The 15,723-nt window shown below is 68.1% G+C and carries 13 protein-coding genes; 3 read left to right on the top strand and 10 right to left on the bottom strand.

Annotated elements, in window-relative coordinates; all coding sequences use genetic code 11:
• Positions 1 to 19: 19 nt before the first annotated feature.
• The 4 genes from ACYQ7X_RS11970 to ACYQ7X_RS11955 all read right to left on the bottom strand — a co-directional run bounded on the left by ACYQ7X_RS11970 (position 20) and on the right by ACYQ7X_RS11955 (position 4,855).
• Positions 20 to 1,630 (bottom strand): ABC transporter substrate-binding protein, encoded by a 1,611-nt coding sequence (locus ACYQ7X_RS11970; RefSeq protein ID WP_459697265.1) that lies wholly within the window; start codon positions 1,628 to 1,630, stop codon positions 20 to 22.
• Positions 1,631 to 1,693: 63 nt separating this feature from the next.
• Positions 1,694 to 2,416 carry an HAD-IA family hydrolase gene (locus tag ACYQ7X_RS11965; RefSeq protein WP_459697264.1) on the bottom strand — a complete coding sequence of 241 codons (723 nt, stop codon included), beginning with the start codon at positions 2,414 to 2,416 and terminating at the stop codon, positions 1,694 to 1,696.
• A 163-nt stretch (positions 2,417 to 2,579) separates the two neighbouring features.
• On the bottom strand, positions 2,580 to 3,953 hold the full coding sequence (locus ACYQ7X_RS11960; RefSeq protein WP_459697262.1) for an aminotransferase class III-fold pyridoxal phosphate-dependent enzyme: 1,374 nt from the start codon (positions 3,951 to 3,953) through the stop codon (positions 2,580 to 2,582).
• A 14-nt stretch (positions 3,954 to 3,967) separates the two neighbouring features.
• Positions 3,968 to 4,855 carry a GNAT family N-acetyltransferase gene (locus tag ACYQ7X_RS11955; RefSeq protein WP_459697260.1) on the bottom strand — a complete coding sequence of 296 codons (888 nt, stop codon included), beginning with the start codon at positions 4,853 to 4,855 and terminating at the stop codon, positions 3,968 to 3,970.
• A 194-nt stretch (positions 4,856 to 5,049) separates the two neighbouring features.
• Between ACYQ7X_RS11955 and ACYQ7X_RS11950 the strand changes: the two genes are divergently transcribed.
• Positions 5,050 to 5,718 carry a haloacid dehalogenase type II gene (locus tag ACYQ7X_RS11950; protein WP_459697259.1) on the top strand — a complete coding sequence of 223 codons (669 nt, stop codon included), beginning with the start codon at positions 5,050 to 5,052 and terminating at the stop codon, positions 5,716 to 5,718.
• A 47-nt stretch (positions 5,719 to 5,765) separates the two neighbouring features.
• Positions 5,766 to 7,043 (top strand): NAD(P)/FAD-dependent oxidoreductase, encoded by a 1,278-nt coding sequence (locus tag ACYQ7X_RS11945; protein ID WP_459697258.1) that lies wholly within the window; start codon positions 5,766 to 5,768, stop codon positions 7,041 to 7,043.
• 38 nt (positions 7,044 to 7,081) lie between these two features.
• On the opposite strand, the gene ACYQ7X_RS11940 is transcribed toward ACYQ7X_RS11945, so the two are convergent.
• The 5 genes from ACYQ7X_RS11940 to argE all read right to left on the bottom strand — a co-directional run bounded on the left by ACYQ7X_RS11940 (position 7,082) and on the right by argE (position 13,258).
• Positions 7,082 to 8,539 carry an NAD-dependent succinate-semialdehyde dehydrogenase gene (locus ACYQ7X_RS11940; RefSeq protein WP_459697257.1) on the bottom strand — a complete coding sequence of 486 codons (1,458 nt, stop codon included), beginning with the start codon at positions 8,537 to 8,539 and terminating at the stop codon, positions 7,082 to 7,084.
• 14 nt (positions 8,540 to 8,553) lie between these two features.
• Positions 8,554 to 9,597, bottom strand: a complete 1,044-nt coding sequence (locus ACYQ7X_RS11935; protein ID WP_459697255.1) for a tartrate dehydrogenase — start codon at positions 9,595 to 9,597, stop codon at positions 8,554 to 8,556.
• A gap of 11 nt (positions 9,598 to 9,608) precedes the next feature.
• Positions 9,609 to 11,072: an aldehyde dehydrogenase family protein gene (locus ACYQ7X_RS11930; protein WP_459697254.1), complete on the bottom strand. Its 1,464-nt coding sequence runs from the start codon at positions 11,070 to 11,072 to the stop codon at positions 9,609 to 9,611.
• Positions 11,073 to 11,198: 126 nt separating this feature from the next.
• Entirely contained in the window at positions 11,199 to 12,122 is a 924-nt protein-coding gene (locus ACYQ7X_RS11925; RefSeq protein ID WP_459697253.1) for a 2-hydroxyacid dehydrogenase, read from the bottom strand.
• Entirely contained in the window at positions 12,119 to 13,258 is a 1,140-nt protein-coding gene (gene argE, locus ACYQ7X_RS11920) for an acetylornithine deacetylase (protein WP_459697252.1), read from the bottom strand. Before argE ends, ACYQ7X_RS11925 begins: the two co-directional genes overlap by 4 nt.
• Positions 13,259 to 13,480: 222 nt before the next feature.
• Between argE and ACYQ7X_RS11915 the strand changes: the two genes are divergently transcribed.
• A complete protein-coding gene (locus ACYQ7X_RS11915; RefSeq protein WP_459697251.1) occupies positions 13,481 to 14,377 on the top strand; it encodes a GNAT family N-acetyltransferase in 897 nt (298 codons plus the stop codon).
• Between the two features lie 22 nt (positions 14,378 to 14,399).
• On the opposite strand, the gene ACYQ7X_RS11910 is transcribed toward ACYQ7X_RS11915, so the two are convergent.
• Positions 14,400 to 15,722 (bottom strand): DUF2169 family type VI secretion system accessory protein, encoded by a 1,323-nt coding sequence (locus ACYQ7X_RS11910; protein ID WP_459697250.1) that lies wholly within the window; start codon positions 15,720 to 15,722, stop codon positions 14,400 to 14,402.
• Position 15,723 lies beyond the last annotated feature (1 nt).

Genomic DNA, 15,723 nt, shown 5'->3' with positions numbered 1-15,723 from the left:
GGCCCCATGCGCGCCTGGCTCAGGCGAGCCAGACGTATTCGGCGAAGGCGTAGCCCATCATGCCGCCGAGCGGGTTGGGCCGCAGGCCATGCAGCTTGTCCGACAGACCATCGACATTGGAAATCCAGGCCGGAATTGCCGTGCCCGCCTGCACGGAGACCATCGCCTGCATCTCGTGATAGATCTCCGTCCGCTTGGTCTGGTCCAGCATGCCACGCGCTTCGAGCAGCATGCTGTCGAACTTCGGAGACTTATAGCGGCTTTCGTTCCAGGGCGCATCCGAGGCATAGAACAGCGAGAACAGGATATCGGGCGTCGGGCGCGGATTGATATTGCCGAAATGCACCGGCGCCTTCAGCCAGTATTCGGACCAGTAGCCGTCCGACGGCTTGCGCTGCACATCGAACTTCATGCCGATATCCGCCGCGGACTGCTGGATCACCATCGCCATCTGCACGGAGGAGCCGGCCGCATCGGAGGCGACGATCGGGATTCTCTGGCCCATCAGGCCGGATTTCTTGAAGTGGAACTTCGCGCGGTCCGGATCGTAGGGCTTGGGCTTGAGAGCCGCATTGTAGTAGCGGTCAGACGGGGAGATCGGCTGGTCGTTGGCGATGATGGCCAGATCGCGCAGCACGGCTTGCTTGATCTCCTGGCGGTCCATCACATACTTCATGCCCGTGACGAAGTCTGCCTTGTCGCCCGGAGACATGTCGAGCCGCATGTTGAGATCGGTGTAGTTGCCGGAATTGGTAATCGAGGCGCGGTAGCCGGGCTGGCGGTTGATGAGCTGCACCGCGCGCGGATCGAGGGCCGCGGCAAGCTGGACATTGCCGGCGAAGAGCGCATTGGCGCGCGCAGTGTCGTCCGAGATGCCGATGAACTCGAAGCTGTCGAGATAGGGCTTGCCCTCTTTCCAGTAGTTCTTGAACTTCACCCCGATCGAGCGAACGCCTGGGCTAAACTCCTTGCAGACGAAGGGCCCGGTGCCGTTGCCTTTCGAAAAGTCCGTCGTTCCATCGGCCACGATCATGAAGTGGTGCATGGCGAGGATCGTCGGCAGATCGGCATTCGGCGCCACCAGCACGATTTGCACGGTTTGCGGATCAACCGCGGTGATCGTCTGCATCTGCTTAGCCAAGGTCGCGACCTTGGAGCCGACCGCCGGATCGAGATGGCGCTTGAGCGTGAAGACGACATCGGCCGAGGTCAGCGTATGCCCGTCATGGAAGGTCACGCCGCGGCGAAGCTTGACGGTCCAGGTCTTGGCGTCCTTGCTGTCGATGCTCTCCGCCAGCTCCATCTGGGTGATGCCGTGCTCGTCGAGAAAGGTGAGCCGGTTGTAGAAGGCGCAGATGCGAACGTAGTCGGTCGAAAGCGAGGCCTTGGCGGGGTCGAGCGTATCGGCGGTGGAGGTAGACCAACCGGCGGCAACGATCGAGCCGCCATAGGTCGGCGTCGCGGCCAGGGCCGAGGAGGCGCGGCCGAGGATCGTGCCGGCGCTGGCAGCGGCAACGCCGCCGGCGGCCAGCATGCGGAAGAGGTCGCGCCGGGTGGCGCCGGCACTCATCGCCGCTTCCACCATCCGGTCGTCACGCGGGGTCCAGAGCGATTTGAGACGGTCTTCCATCAGATGCGTTCTCTCACAAAAGGGTTGAAGCAGGCGGCAGATTGTTCTGGCAAGCGGGGCGGATCAGCCGGCGCGCTGCCGGGCGGCGGCAGCGGCATCGGCGAGGCCAGCGAGCGTGGTGAAGTGATAGTCCGGCGTCGTCACGGCGGCGGGTGCGATGGTGCCGCCATAGCCGGGCTGGGCGTGCCGTCGCTCGATCCAGCAATTGGTGAGGCCGAGGCGGCGGGAGACGCCGATATCATGATACTGGCTCTGCGCGACGTGCAGGATATCTTCCGGCCCGTCGCCCTCGGCGCGCACGAAATCGAAGACATGATGGAAGAAGGCGGGATCGGGCTTCTCCGTGCCGGTATCGTCCACCGTGAAGGCCGCGAAGAAGGGCTGGCCCAGTTCCTCGGCGAAATGCGCGAAGGCCCAACGCTGCGCGTTCGTCATCGCGATGAGGCGGAAGTGTTCGCCAAGCGCGGCGAGAGCCGCCCGGCTATCGGGAAAGGCGCGCCAGGCAGAGACGGAAGCGCGGAGCCGCTCTGCATAGGCCGCGCCCTCCGGCAGGCCGAGCGCGGGCGCGATGCGGTGATAGACCCGCACCAGATCGTCGGGAAAATGGCCCGCCGCGGGCTCGTAGCGCGCCGCGCGATAGAGGGCGAGCGCCTCTTCCCCATCGAAGGGGCGGCCCGCTTCGGAGGCGATGGCGCCGAGGCAGCCGGTCAACCCCTGCTCGAAATCGATCAGCGTGCCGACGACATCGAAGGTCAGATACTTGAACGCGGTCAATGCACGCGGCACGGGCTCGTCTCCTGATGGGGCGGGTAGCGGTGGATGGCCGGCCGCGCCGCGCCTCGCAAAAGTGTCATCCCGGAAGCCCGCGCGGTTGCGCCGAATGACGGAGGCATGACGGCAGAAAATGCTGAAATGCCGACCAAACCAGCGCGCCTCCCCTGCTCTGCGCTCAACGCATGGCCGTGCGAATGTCAGGATCCTCCAGGGTGTCGTCCAGAACGCCGCGCGTCCGCTCGACGATCGCGTCGATTTCCGCCGCCGTGCAGCAGAGCGGCGGCGCGTAGCCCAGCATCCCGTCTCCGAACGCACGAATGACGAGGCCGCGCGCCCAGGCGCGGTCCAAGATGCGGCGGGAAGGCTCGGCCGCCGCGGGCAGCGGAGTCTTGCGCGCCTTGTCGGTCACCAACTCCACCCCCGCCAGCATGCCACGCCCCCGCACTTCACCGACGAGCGGATGATCGGCGAGGCTGGCGAGCCCCGCCTGCAGCCTCGCCCCCATGGCGCGGCCGTTCTCCAGCAAGCCGCCATCGTAAAGTTCGAGCGCCGCCAGGCCGATGGCAGCAGAAACGGGATGGGCGGAATAGGTTTGCCCATGGCCGATGGCGGCAGATCCTGCCGCATCGGCGATGACGGCATAGACCTCCTCGGACATGAACACCGCGCCCATCGGCGCGTAGCCCGAGGTCAACCCTTTCGCGACCGTCATCATGTCTGGCACGATCGCTTCCTCGGCGCACATGAAGAGCGGCCCGGTGCGGCCGAAGCCTGTGATGACCTCATCGGCAATGAACAGGATGTCAAGCTCCCGGCAGAGGGCGCGCATGGCGGCGAGCCAGCCGGGCGGGGGCACGATGACGCCGCCCGAGCCCTGGATCGGCTCCACATAGAAGGCGGCGACGCGTTCGGCGCCGAGTTCGGCGACCTTGCTCCGCAAGGCCTGCTCGGAAGCGGCGATGATCGCGGCCGGATCGGCACCGGCCGGATTGCGGTAGGAATAATGCGACGGAATTTTATGCTGCCAGGCGAAGGGCACGCCGAAGCCCGCATGAAAGACGGGCAGCGCCGTCAGCCCGGCGCCGACCGTGGAGGAGCCGTGATAGCCGCGTTCGAGCGAGATGAACTGGTCCTTCTCCGGCTTGCCGCGCGCCTGCTGATAATAGCGCACGAAGCGCACGGTGCTATCGACCGCGTCCGACCCGCCGAGGGTGAAATAGACGTGGTTGAGATCGCCGGGCGTGCGCTCGGCAAGGGCTGCCGCCAGCCGGATCGCCGGTTCCGCACCGAAGCCGAAATAGGCCGTCGCATAGGGCAGCGCTTCCATCTGCCGGGTCGCCGCCTCGATCAGGCTCTTCTGGCCGTAGCCGGCATTGACGCACCATAGGCCGGCAAAACCATCGAGCACTTGCCGGCCTTCCGCATCGGTCAGGGTTGCCCCCTGGGCCGAGCGGATAACGCGCACGCCGGCCCGCTCATGCCCACGGTAGGAGGTGACGGGATGGATAAGATGCGCCCGGTCTAGTTCCACGAGCGAATTGCTGAACATCGATTGTCTCCAGATCAGCCGAGGGCCTGCGAGGCCAGGGCGAAAAGATGGAAATCCTGCTGAGCAGCCGGCGCATCGCCCCGCCGCATCCCGATGCCGCCGCCCACCGGCATGAGGCCATGGGCTTGCAGGCGGGGTACGAGCCCGATCTGCGGAAGGGTATCGACGCGCAGGAAGCGGCCTTCGCAGGCCGCCATGAGCAGGCCGAGCAGCGCCTCCGCGCCCGGCAGGTCTGCCGCGATGATCGGGCCCGCGACTTCGCCGCGGCCGAAAGCGCGCAGTGCCGCATAGCCCACAAGGGAGTCGCCCCGCATCAGGCAAGCGATGCGCCCCTCTTCGAAGAGGCCAGCGATCAGGGCCGCGCGGTCCATCCCGGTCGCGGCACGGTCGAGCCGGGCACACTCCGCCCGCATCTCCGCCCCCGCCGGCCAGAGCAACCGCATGCCCGGCGGCAGGCTCGGCACCCTCGCCCGCGCAACCACACCCTGATGCTGGACGATGCTGCCGATGGTCTGAAAGCCAAGTTTTTCGTAGAGTGGCAGCCCCTCGGCGGTCGCGATCAGCCGGCAGAGGCGGCCGCCGGCCGCTTCAAGGCAGCGCAGCATGAGCCGGCGGCCGAGCCCCTGGCCGCGCATGGCCTCCGCCACGATGACCGTGTTGATCGTCGCCGCCTGCGGGCCGAATGGGGTCATGAAAGCCGTGCCGACCAGCCGCCCCCCTTCCGCGAGCACGGCGAAGCCCTCGCTCAACCGGGCGAGGAAGGCCCAATCCTCGGCCCGATGCGGCCAGCCTGCAGCGCGCGACAGCCCCACCGCTTCGGGAATGTGGCCCGCCAGGAAGCGTTCGAAACGAAGATCGGTGTTCAGCATGCGGGCGGCCCGTCCATTCATCGCGTGATCCATGCATAGCCGCATCCTGCGAGTGGAGATCGCCGTGCTGCGGCCGCGCGTGGAACTCTCTGCCGCCGGCGGCTGGCAATACGGAAGAATGCGCTTCAAAGCCCGGCGGATGCAGTGGGTGCGGCGGCAGCGGCGCTCCTATGATCGGACTCTCGGCATCGCCTGCGCCGAACGCATCCTGCCAGGGAACAAGAGACATGAGCGCGACCCGCCCGAAATACGTGACCTTCGATTGCTACGGCACGCTGACCTTCTTTCAGATGAGCGAGGCCGCGAGTGCGATCTACGGCAGCCAACTCAACGCGGAAGCGATGGCGGCGTTCAACCGCAACTTCGCCGCCTATCGGCTGGATGAGATCATGGGCGATTGGAAGCCTTATGCGGAGGTCATCCACAATGCCGTGGAACGCACTTGCCGCCGCAACGGCGTCGCCTTCCGACCCGAGGACGCCGCGGCGATCTATGCGCAGGTGCCAAGCTGGGGGCCGCATGCCGATGTGCCGGCCGGGCTCGCGCGCGTTGCCAAGGAAATCCCCCTGGTCATCCTCTCGAACGCGATGGACAGCCAGATCATGTCCAATGTCGAAAAGCTCGGCGCGCCGTTCCACCGTGTCTATACGGCGCAGCAGGCGCAGGCCTACAAGCCGCGCTTCCGCGCCTTCGAATTTATGCTCGACAGTCTCGGCTGCGGGCCGGAGGATATCCTGCATGTCTCCTCCTCCTTCCGCTACGACCTGATGAGCGCCCATGATCTCGGCATCACGCGCAAGGTCTGGGTCAATCGCGGGCATGAGCCGGCCAATCCCTATTATGGCTATACCGAAATCCACGACATCGGCGGCCTGCCCGGCGTGCTGGGGCTTTAGCGCGCCGCGCGCAATCCGTTCTGAGAGCGAAAGGGGCGAGCATCGCCATGCGCTTCATCTCCTACTGGCATGATACTGCGCCCCGCTTCGCCCCGGCGGAAACCGGGGCGGTGCGCGGGGAATGGGATGTCGCGATTATCGGCGGCGGTTTCACCGGCCTTGCCGCCGCCCGCCACCTCGCCCGCGGGGGCGCGCGGGTCGCGCTGCTCGAAGCGGCGCGGGTCGGCGCCGGGGCCTCCGGCCGCAATGGCGGCCACCTCAACAACGGCATCGCCCATAGCTTCGCGCAAGCGACCGCCGCCTTCGGCGCGGAACGCGCCGCCGCCCTCTACCACGCCTACGATCGGGCGGTGGATGTGATCGAGACGATCGTGGCCGAGGAAGCGATCGATTGCAGCTTCCGCCGCGCGGGCAAGCTCAAACTGGCCTCCAAGCCGCAGCATATCGCCGCGATCGCCGCGAATTTCGAGGCGGTGCACAGGGCGGTGGACCCCGATACGGAATTCCTCAGCAAGGATGATCTGCGGCGCGACATCGGCTCCGATGTCTTTCATGGCGCCATGCTGTCGAAGAAAAGCGCGATGATGCACATGGGCCGCTATGTCGCCGGCCTCGCGCAAGCGGCCGAGCGCCAGGGCGCCACGATCTTCGAGGAGGCACCGGTCGCGGGCTGCGCGCGCGATGGCGCGGCCTGGCGCATCACCACGCCGCGCGGCGCGCTACGCGCGGGCCAGGTGTTGCTGGCGACGGGGGCCTATACGCCGCAGACCTTCGCCTTCCAGCGGCGGCGCATTCTCCCCGTCGGTAGTTTCATCATCGCGACCCGCCCGTTGAGCGAAAGCGAGGCGGCGGCGGTGATGCCGGGGGACCGCACCTGCGTCACCTCGCTCAACATCGGCAATTATTTCCGTCTCAGCCCAGACCGGCGGCTGATCTTCGGCGGGCGCGCCCGCTTCTCCGCCCGTTCTGACGAGCAATCGGATGCCAAGAGCGGTGCGATCCTGCGCCGGGCACTCAGGCATATCTTTCCGAGCCTCGCCGATGTCGAGATCGACTATTGCTGGGGCGGCCTCATCGATGTCACCAAGGATCGCTTCCCGCGCGCCGGCGTCGAGAATGGGCTGCACTACGCACTCGGCTATTCCGGCCACGGCGCGCAACTCGCAACGCTCATGGGCATGATGATGGCCGACAAGATCATGGGCAAGCAGGTGGACAATCCCTTCGAAGGCCTGCCCTGGCCCGCCATCCCCCTCTATAGCGGCAAGCCCTGGTTCCTGCCGCTGATCGGCGCCTATTACGGCATGCTGGACCGCATCCGGTAGAGCGGTCGGGAGGGGCCTTCGCCCCGCCCGCGCCTCGCTCAGCCGAGCCCGGCGATGTGGAAGCTCTTCATCTCGAGATATTCCTCGATGCCGCATTGCCCGCCCTCGCGGCCGAGGCCCGACTGCTTGATGCCGCCGAAGGGTGCAACCTCCATCGAGACGACGCCGGTATTGAGCCCGACCATGCCGAATTCCAGCGCCTCACCCACCCGCCAGGCGCGCTTGAGGTTCTCGGTATAGAAATAAGCCGCGAGCCCGAAGGGAGTTGCATTGGCAATGGCGATCGCCTCCGCCTCGTCGGCAAATCGGAAGAGCGGCGCCACCGGGCCGAAGGTCTCCTCCTGGGCGAGCAGCATCTCGGTCGTCGCCTCGCCCAGCACCATCGGCCGGGCATAGAGCCCGCGGCTCGGCACCGCCGACACCTCGGCAAGCACGCGCGCGCCACGGGCGCGGGCATCCTCGACATGGCGGGCGATCTTGTCGAGGGCGGCGGCATTGATCATCGGGCCGATCGCCACGCCCTCCTCCGTGCCGGGGCCGACCCGCATGGCAGCGACACGCGCCGAGAGCCGGGCGGCGAACGCCTCATAGATGCCGCTTTGCACGAGGATGCGATTGGCGCAGACGCACGTCTGGCCGCCATTGCGGAATTTGGAGGCGAGCACACCCTCGACCGCGGCATCGAGATCAGCATCCTCGAAGACGATGAAGGGCGCATTGCCGCCGAGTTCGAGGCTGAGGCGCTTGAGCGTGCCGGCGCTTTCCCGCATCAGATGGCTGCCGACGCGGGTAGAGCCGGTGAAGGAGAGTTTGCGCACCACCGCGCTTTGCGTGAGCGCGCGGCCGATTCCCGCCGGCTCACCGGTGACGATATTGATGACGCCGGCGGGAATGCCCGCGCGCTCCGCCAGGACCCCGAGGGCCAGGGCCGAAAAGGGCGTGAGGTCGGATGGCTTGATGACGACGGTGCAGCCGGCGGCGAGCGCCGGCGCGACCTTGCGGGTGATCATCGCATTCGGGAAGTTCCACGGCGTGATGATCCCGCAAACCCCAACCGGCTCGCGCAGCACGAGGATGCGGCGGTCCGCGCTCGGGGCTGGGATGGTGCTGCCGCCGATGCGCCGCGCCTCCTCCGCGAACCATTTGACGAAGCTCGCGCCATAGGCGACTTCGCCACGCGATTCTGCGAGCGGCTTGCCCTGCTCCGCCGTCATGATGCGGGCGAGATCCTCCTGATGCGCGCGGATCAGCCCGTACCAGGCGTGAAGCTTTTCGGCCCGCGCCGCCGCGGGCGTCGCCCGCCACGGGCCGAGAGCCGCTTCCGCCGCGGCGATCGCCGCCTCGGTCTCGGCCGCGCCCATCGCCGGCACATGGCCGATCGGCTCGGTGGTCGCAGGGTCGATCACCGCCAGCCGGCCGCCGCCAGCCGCGCTTTGCCAGGCACCGCCGATCAGCGCGGCCTCCACCAGCAAGCTCCGATCCTCGAGTGTCAGCATCCGTCCATCGTCCTTCACGCCAAAGCGTCGCGCACGGCGGCGGCGATCGCCTCCGTCCGCGCCGCGCCCGGGCGCGTGCCGATGCCGCGCCGCGTCGTCTCTTCAATCGCTCGCATCACCCGCGCCGCCGCCGCACCCTCCCCGAGATGATCGAGCATCATCGCGGCGGACCAGATGGCCGCGATCGGGTTGGCGATGCCCTGCGCCGCGATATCGGGAGCGGAACCATGCACCGGCTCGAACATCGAGGGGTTGCGGCGTGTCGGATCGATATTGGCCGAGGCCGCGTAGCCGAGACCGCCCTGGATCGCGGCGCCGAGATCGGTGAGGATATCGCCGAAGAGGTTGGAGGCGACGACGACATCGAGGCTTTCGGGCGCCATCACCATGCGCGCCGCCATGGCGTCGATATGGTAGGAGGTGACGGTGACATCCGGATAATCCGCCGCGACCTCGGCCGTCACCTCATCCCAGAAGACCATGCTGTGCCGCTGCGCATTCGATTTGGTGACGGAGGCGAGCCGCCGGCTGCGGCGGCGAGCCTGCTCGAAGCCGAAGCGCAGGATGCGTTCCACCCCGTTGCGGGTGAAGATCGCGGTTTCGACCGCCACCTCCTCCGCGCTGCCCTGGTGGATGCGCCCGCCGGCTCCAGAATACTCGCCCTCGGTATTCTCCCGAATGCAGAGGATATCGAAGCCTTCGGCGCGCAGCGGCCCCTCGACCCCCGGCAGCAGGCGGTGTGGGCGGATATTGGCGTATTGCACGAAAGCCTTGCGGATCGGCAGCAGAAGCCCGTGCAGGGAGACGGAATCGGGCACCTCCGCCGGCCAGCCGACCGCGCCGAGCAGGATGGCGTCGAAACCGCGCAGCGTCTCGATCCCGTCCGCCGGCATCATCCGGCCGGTGTCCCTGTAATAGGCGCAGGACCAGGGGAAGCTCTCACCCACCAAGGAGACGCCCTCAAGAGAAGCCGCCCTCTGCGCCACCGCCCAGGCCGCTTCCGTCACCGGCTTGCCGACGCCATCTCCCGGGATCAACCCCACGCGATAGGTTTTCATGCTCGCCCCCCTCAAAGCCCGATCAGCACGCTCTTGCTCTGGCGATTGGCGCGATAGGCCTCGCGGCCCAGATCCTTGCCGATCCCCGATTGCTTATACCCCCCGGTCGGCAGGATGTGATCGCGCGAGCGGCCATAGCGATTGACCCAGATGGTTCCCGCCTGCAGCCGGCGCGTGATGCGCAGGGCGCGCGCCAGATCCTGGGTATAGAGCCCGGCGGCGAGCCCATAGGTCGGGTGGTCGGCAAGGGCGAGGGCTTCCTCCTCCTCGTCGAAGATCTCGACCGTCAGGACAGGGCCGAAGATTTCCTGGGTGACGGCCGGGGATCGCGCATCGAGGCCGGCGAGCACCGTCGGTTGGTAGAAATAGCCCGGCCGCTGGATCGGCGCGCCGCCGGCAAGGCAGGTCGCGCCGGCATTCTTCGCCGCCGTCACGATCCCGTCGATGCGGGCCAATTGGCGGAGCGAGATGATCGGGGAGAAGCGGCTCTCCTCATCCCAGGTGGCGCCGGGGCGGATCGCCGCCATATGGCTGAGGATCGCGGCAACCGTCGCTTCCGCGACACTCCGCTGTACGATGAGGCGCGCGGCGGCGACGCAGGCCTGGCCCGCATTGGCGAGGACACTGCGCGCGATGGCGGAAGCCGCGCGCCCGAGATCGGCATCGGCGAAAACGAGCTGCGGGCTCTTGCCACCGAGTTCCAGCGTCATCGGCTTCACCCCGGTCTGGCCGATCGCCTGCAGGATGGCGCGCCCGGCGGTGGTGGAGCCGGTGAAGCTGATCTTGGCGATGCCGGGATGGCTCACGAGCGCCGCACCCGTCGTCATGCCATCGCCGAGCACGATATTGATGAGGCCAGGCGGCAGCCCGGCCTCGATCGCCAGTTCGGCGATGCGGAGCGTCGAAAACGGCGTCATCTCCGATGGTTTCAGCACCACCGCATTGCCAGCAGCGAGCGCGGGGGCGAGTTTCCAGCCGGCCATGGAGAGCGGCACGTTCCAGGGCGTGATGGCGCCCACGACGCCGAAAGGCTCATCCATCACCATGCCGAAACTGGCGTCTCCGGTCGGCGCCAGCATGCCGCCCTCCTTATCGGCCATTTCAGCATAGAAGCGGATCTGCTCGGCGGTCACCGCGATATCGATCGGCCCGACCTCGGCGATCGGGCGTGTCGAGGAGAGCGCCTCCAGCTGGCCGAGATAAGGCGCATCGGCCTCGATCCGATCGGCCCAGGCCTGAAGCGCGCGCGTGCGGTCCCGCGGTGGGCGCTCACCCCAGCGGCTTTCCTTGAGAGCCGCCCGCGCGGCCGAGACCGCCTCATCCACCAAGGACGCATCGCCGATCGGGGACTGCCAATAGGCTTCGCCGTCCGAAGGGCGGTGCAGGGTCAAGCGGCCGGGCTCCGGCTGGTAGCGGCCGGCGATGAAATGCCCGGGCGGCAGGGCGACGGAGGCCGGATCGAAGCTCAGGGACATGCGGCCTCCTTCTGCGGGCGGGCCCTCAGCCTAGCGCGCGGCGGCCCGAAGTTTGCGCCGCAGCCAGGCCGGCGGCCGGCCGGAAACGCCGTTCCGCGCGGGGCGGACAGAGCTTTCTGCTGCCGCTCAATAGCCGCGTGCGCGGTCAACCAGGCCAAGTGGAGGAAGCCCCGCCAGATGCCGCCGGATATTCGCGATCACCGCCTCGGCCGCGCTATCCGGCTGGGTGACGCTCGCGACATGCGGGGTGATGAGGATGCGCGGATGTTGCCATAGGGGATCACCGGCCGGCAGCGGCTCGGGGTCCGTCACATCGAGCATGGCGGCGGCGAGCTGACCGCGATCGAGCGCGGCGAGGAGCGCGGCCGCATCCAGCTGCTGCCCCCGCCCCGCATGCAGCAGCAGCGCGCCCTGCGGCAGACGGGCGAAGAGATCGGCGTTGAGGATGCCGCGCGTCTCCGCCGTCAGCGGCAGAAGGCAGACCAGAAGATCGGTCTCGGCCAGGAATTCCGGCAGTTCCTGGGCGCCGGCAAAGCTGCGCACGCCCGGGATGGTCTTGGCACTCCGGCTCCATCCCGCCAGGGGAAAGCCGAAGGGACGCAGGCAGTCGAGCGCTGCGGTGCCGAGATCGCCGAGGCCCATGATGCCGACCCGCCGCGCGGTCGCCTGCGGATGCGGCTGCGGGCGCCAGTCCTCGCGGGCCTGCTGCGTGCGGTAGAGCGGCAGGCCGCGATGCAGGGCGAGCACGCCGAGGGTGACGTATTCCTGCATCATGCGGCGGATCGCCGGCTCGATCATGCGCACAAGGCCGGCGCCCGCCGGCAGATCGCCCGTCGCCAGATGATCGACGCCGGCGCCGACGCAAAACAGCAGTTCGAGGTTGCGGTAGCGCGCGAGATCCGGCGGCACGGACCAGGTGAGGATGAAGCGCACGGCTTCGGGCGCGACCGCCGCCGCATCGCTCACGAAGGGAAGGTTGGGGAGGGCGGATGCGAAGTGGCGCGCGAAGACCCGCTCCCGCTCCGGCGTCGATAGAAACAGGAAGGTCACGCCATAAGCTCCCGCCCGAGGCCGGCGAGCAGATCCATGCAGCCGGCGATTTCGCGAACCTCGATGTATTCCTCCGCCCGATGGGCGCGCGCGATATCGCCCGGCCCGCAGATGATCGTCTCGATCCCTGCCGCGGCATAGAGCCCGGCTTCCGTCCCGTAGCTCACCGCGGCGAGCGGGGCCTGACCGGTGAGCTGCGCGATGCGGCGGGCGATCGGCGCTTTCGCCGGCAGCGCGAGGGCGGGATATTCGCTGACGATGTCGAAGGCGGCCTCCTCCCCATGGGCGACGAGCCGGGCGACCGCGGCGGCGATGCCGGCGAGCAGGCTGCGCGGTGCGACACCGGGGAGCGCCCGGGCTTCGACTTCGAGCAGGCAATGTTCGGGAATGACGTTCAAAGCCTCGCCGCCATGGATGACGCCGGCCTGGACAGTGGAATAGGGTGGCGCGAAGCGGGCATCCTGAAGCCCCGCTTCGGCCGCGGCGGCCGCGGCTGCCACCTGGGCCAGCACGGGCGCCATGGCGTGGATGGCGTTGCGTCCCAGATCGGGGCGGGAAGAATGGCCGGCCCTGCCCCGCACCGAGACGCGCGCCGCCGCCTTCCCCTTATGGGCGAGGATGCCGAGCAGGCCGCTCGGCTCCCCGACGATGCAGCCGAGCGGCGGGGCGCAGAGCGCAGGCAGCTGGCGCAGCAGATGCGGCACACCGCGGCAGCCGGCCTCCTCGTCATAGGAGAAGGCGAGATGCAGCGGCCGGGCCAAGGCGTGGCCCGCGAGGCGGGCGACAGTTGCCATGGCGCAGGCGAGAAAGCCCTTCATGTCACTGGTGCCCCGGCCGTGGAGCCGCCCGCCTTCCGCCCGCAGGCAGAAGGGATCGGCGCGCCAGCCGGCTTCACCCGCCGGCACCACATCCATGTGGCCGGAGAGGATATAGCCCGGCCGATCCCGCGGGCCGATGGTCGCGAAAAGGTTGCAGCGATCCCCTTCCGGCCCAGACAGCAGGCTGACCTCGGCCCCCGCCGCGCGTGCCTCGGCGGCGATGAAATCGGCGATCGCGCCGTTCGGCCGGCCGACGACGGAGGGGAAGCCGATCAGGCGGTCCAGCAGCCGGACGGGGTTTTGTTCAGCCTGCGCCATGCCTCACACCTTTCTCGCAGCAGCGGGAGCCCGCCACGGGCATGCCCGCGGCCGGCGCGCGGAGGCTGCCCTGCGAGCATAGGGGCGGGCGCCACCTCCCCGCGCGCTGAAACCTGCGGCGGCTTCGGTGGAATGTTGCGAAACACGCGCCATCACAGACGCAAAATGCGGCCAGCCTGGCTTAAGCTGCGACAGAAGGTCGAGCAGGGAGAGCCCCGCCGCGTGACGCTTGGCGATACAATGCTTCTCGATTCCTACCGCCTCGCCCTCATCGATATTCATGAGGCGCGGCTGGAGGCGTTGCACGCGCTTTCGATCTCGGTGGGCTGGCCGCATCGCGCCGAGGATTGGGACATGCTGCGCCAGATCGGCCAGGGCCGGGCGCTGACCGATGGGATTGGCCGCGTGCTCGGCACCGCCATGTGGTTCCCCTATGGCGGCGCCTTCATGACGATCGGCATGGTCATCACGACGCCCCGCCTCCAGGCCAATGGCGGCGGCCGCTGGCTGATGCGGCAGGTGACGGGCGAAGCCGGCCACCGCGCCATCGGCCTCAACGCGACGCGGGCCGCCTGGCGGCTTTACACGGGGCTGAGCTTCACGCCCGATGCCAAGGTCTATCAGCGCAACGCGATCGCCCGCCCGCCCCCTGCCCCGCCGCCGCTGCCGCCCGGCGCGCAGCTTCGCCCGCTCGCCACCGACGATCTTGCCGCGATCGCGGCGCTCGATGCCCAGGCCTTCGGCGCGCATCGCGGCCTGCTGCTCGCTGAGTTGATGAAGACCGCCTCCGGGACGGTCCTGCTGCGCGGGGAGGAGATCGTCGCCTTCGCCCTCTGCCGGCCCTTCGGGCGTGGCCATGTCGTGGGGCCGATCGTCGCCGCTTCGGATGAAGTGGCGATCGCGGTGGCAGCACCGCTTATGGCGCCACTCGCCGGCCGGTTCCTCCGCATCGATACGCGCCGCGCCGCCGGCCCGTTTGCCGATTTCATCGGCGCCTGCGGCCTGCCGCTCTACGATGTGGTGACCAGCATGTCGCTCGGGCGACGGTGGATACGGAGCGCGACGCCGGACGGCACGACCCCCCACAGCTTCGCGCTGGCGAGTCAGGCGCTGGGCTGAGGGGCGACACACGGCCGCCGCTTCAGGGCATGGCCCCGCGCTGCACCGCCGCCACCGCATCCTGCAGCACCTTCAGCGTGCGGTCTCCCTCGGCGCGCAGAAGGGCGAGCATTTCCTCGGAACTCTTGGCCTTGGCCATCGCAGCCTTGAATTCGGGCGGGAAAGGCTTCGACTCCACCAAGTCCCGCATCCCTTGCATGACCATCTCCTCCGGCTCCGGACGCTCCGGATCCTCCGGCGGCACCAGGGGCAGGGCCGGCGGCGGCGCAGGCGGCTCACCCTCCAGTTTGCGGCGGAAGGCATCGATATGCACATGCGCCGGAGCGGGCTCCTCGGCGAGGCTCTCTTCGGCGACATAGCCATGCCGCACATCGCTCGCCGCCTCGTCCGCGGTGCTGCAGACGGCGCGCCAGGCGAGATCGACCGTCATTGCATCCGTATCGAGATGCACGCTGTCGAGCCGGGCCGGCACTTCTTCGTACCAGCTGTTGCGCTGCTCATCCACCTCGCGGCGGAGGAAGATGCGGGCGCGAAGGCCGGGCAGCCTGGCCGTGAAGCTCGGATGGTCGGGATGAAGATTTTCGAAGGATAAGAGTTCGTCACCGCGCAGATAGGGATCGAACTGCTGGTCGGCCGGGGCTGCGTTATAATGCCCCCAATCGAAATCGAGCGGTGGCAGAGGGCTCCGCTTATAGAGCCAGGTCTTGTCGTAGGTGCCGCGCAAAGCCAGGCGCGGGGGAAATTCGGGCGAAAGCGGGCCGAAGGTATCGGGCGGGATTGCGAGATTCCATTTCGAGCGGAACTCGTTCACCGGATGGATATTGCAGGCGGCGAATTCCGCGCCCGGCTTCTCTTCCATCCGGCCATAGCCCTTGCCCCAGGGATTGATCGGCGAATCGATCCCGCCATAGGCGTGCTCAAGCCTGATCTGCATGGCGGAGAAGGGCTCCGGCGGTGACAGCTCGACGGCATTCTGAGCGCCGCGATGCCACGCCCGGTTGCCGATGACGGTGAGGCTCTTGCGCCAGGCGCCGACCCCGAGCGTCACGTCGAGCCGGGTCGTGCGGCTGCCGCGCGGCGCATGGGCCGATCCTGCGAGGGTGACATCGGTGCGCGGCTTGAAGGGAATGAAATCACCCGCAAAGCGAGGGCTGTTGCCAAGTCCATCCTCGAAATTCTTGGATTTCTGCACGCCCGGCTGCTTCTCCGGCGGCAAAGGCAGGCAGGCGCCATGCGGCACGATCCGCGCCCGCGCGACATAGACGACGGTCAGCATATAGTCTTCCGCCCGGGCTCGTGTGACGAAGGATGCAAGCTGCTTCGGATTGGGGGTGAGGCTCAGCACG

It is taken from the genome of Acidisoma sp. C75 (assembly GCF_054665095.1).
This window is presented reverse-complemented; position numbering and strand designations above follow the sequence as displayed.

What these genes read in the sequence shown, in the direction of transcription:
- ACYQ7X_RS11970 (WP_459697265.1), bottom strand. Translation starts at nt 1,630, where the DNA reads ATGGAAGACCGTCTCAAATCGCTCTGGACCCCGCGTGACGACCGGATG.
- ACYQ7X_RS11960 (WP_459697262.1), bottom strand. Translation starts at nt 3,953, where the DNA reads ATGTTCAGCAATTCGCTCGTGGAACTAGACCGGGCGCATCTTATCCAT.
- ACYQ7X_RS11955 (WP_459697260.1), bottom strand. Translation starts at nt 4,855, where the DNA reads ATGGATCACGCGATGAATGGACGGGCCGCCCGCATGCTGAACACCGAT.
- ACYQ7X_RS11950 (WP_459697259.1), top strand. Translation starts at nt 5,050, where the DNA reads ATGAGCGCGACCCGCCCGAAATACGTGACCTTCGATTGCTACGGCACG.
- ACYQ7X_RS11945 (WP_459697258.1), top strand. Translation starts at nt 5,766, where the DNA reads ATGCGCTTCATCTCCTACTGGCATGATACTGCGCCCCGCTTCGCCCCG.
- ACYQ7X_RS11940 (WP_459697257.1), bottom strand. Translation starts at nt 8,539, where the DNA reads ATGCTGACACTCGAGGATCGGAGCTTGCTGGTGGAGGCCGCGCTGATC.
- ACYQ7X_RS11935 (WP_459697255.1), bottom strand. Translation starts at nt 9,597, where the DNA reads ATGAAAACCTATCGCGTGGGGTTGATCCCGGGAGATGGCGTCGGCAAG.
- ACYQ7X_RS11930 (WP_459697254.1), bottom strand. Translation starts at nt 11,072, where the DNA reads ATGTCCCTGAGCTTCGATCCGGCCTCCGTCGCCCTGCCGCCCGGGCAT.
- argE (WP_459697252.1), bottom strand. Translation starts at nt 13,258, where the DNA reads ATGGCGCAGGCTGAACAAAACCCCGTCCGGCTGCTGGACCGCCTGATC.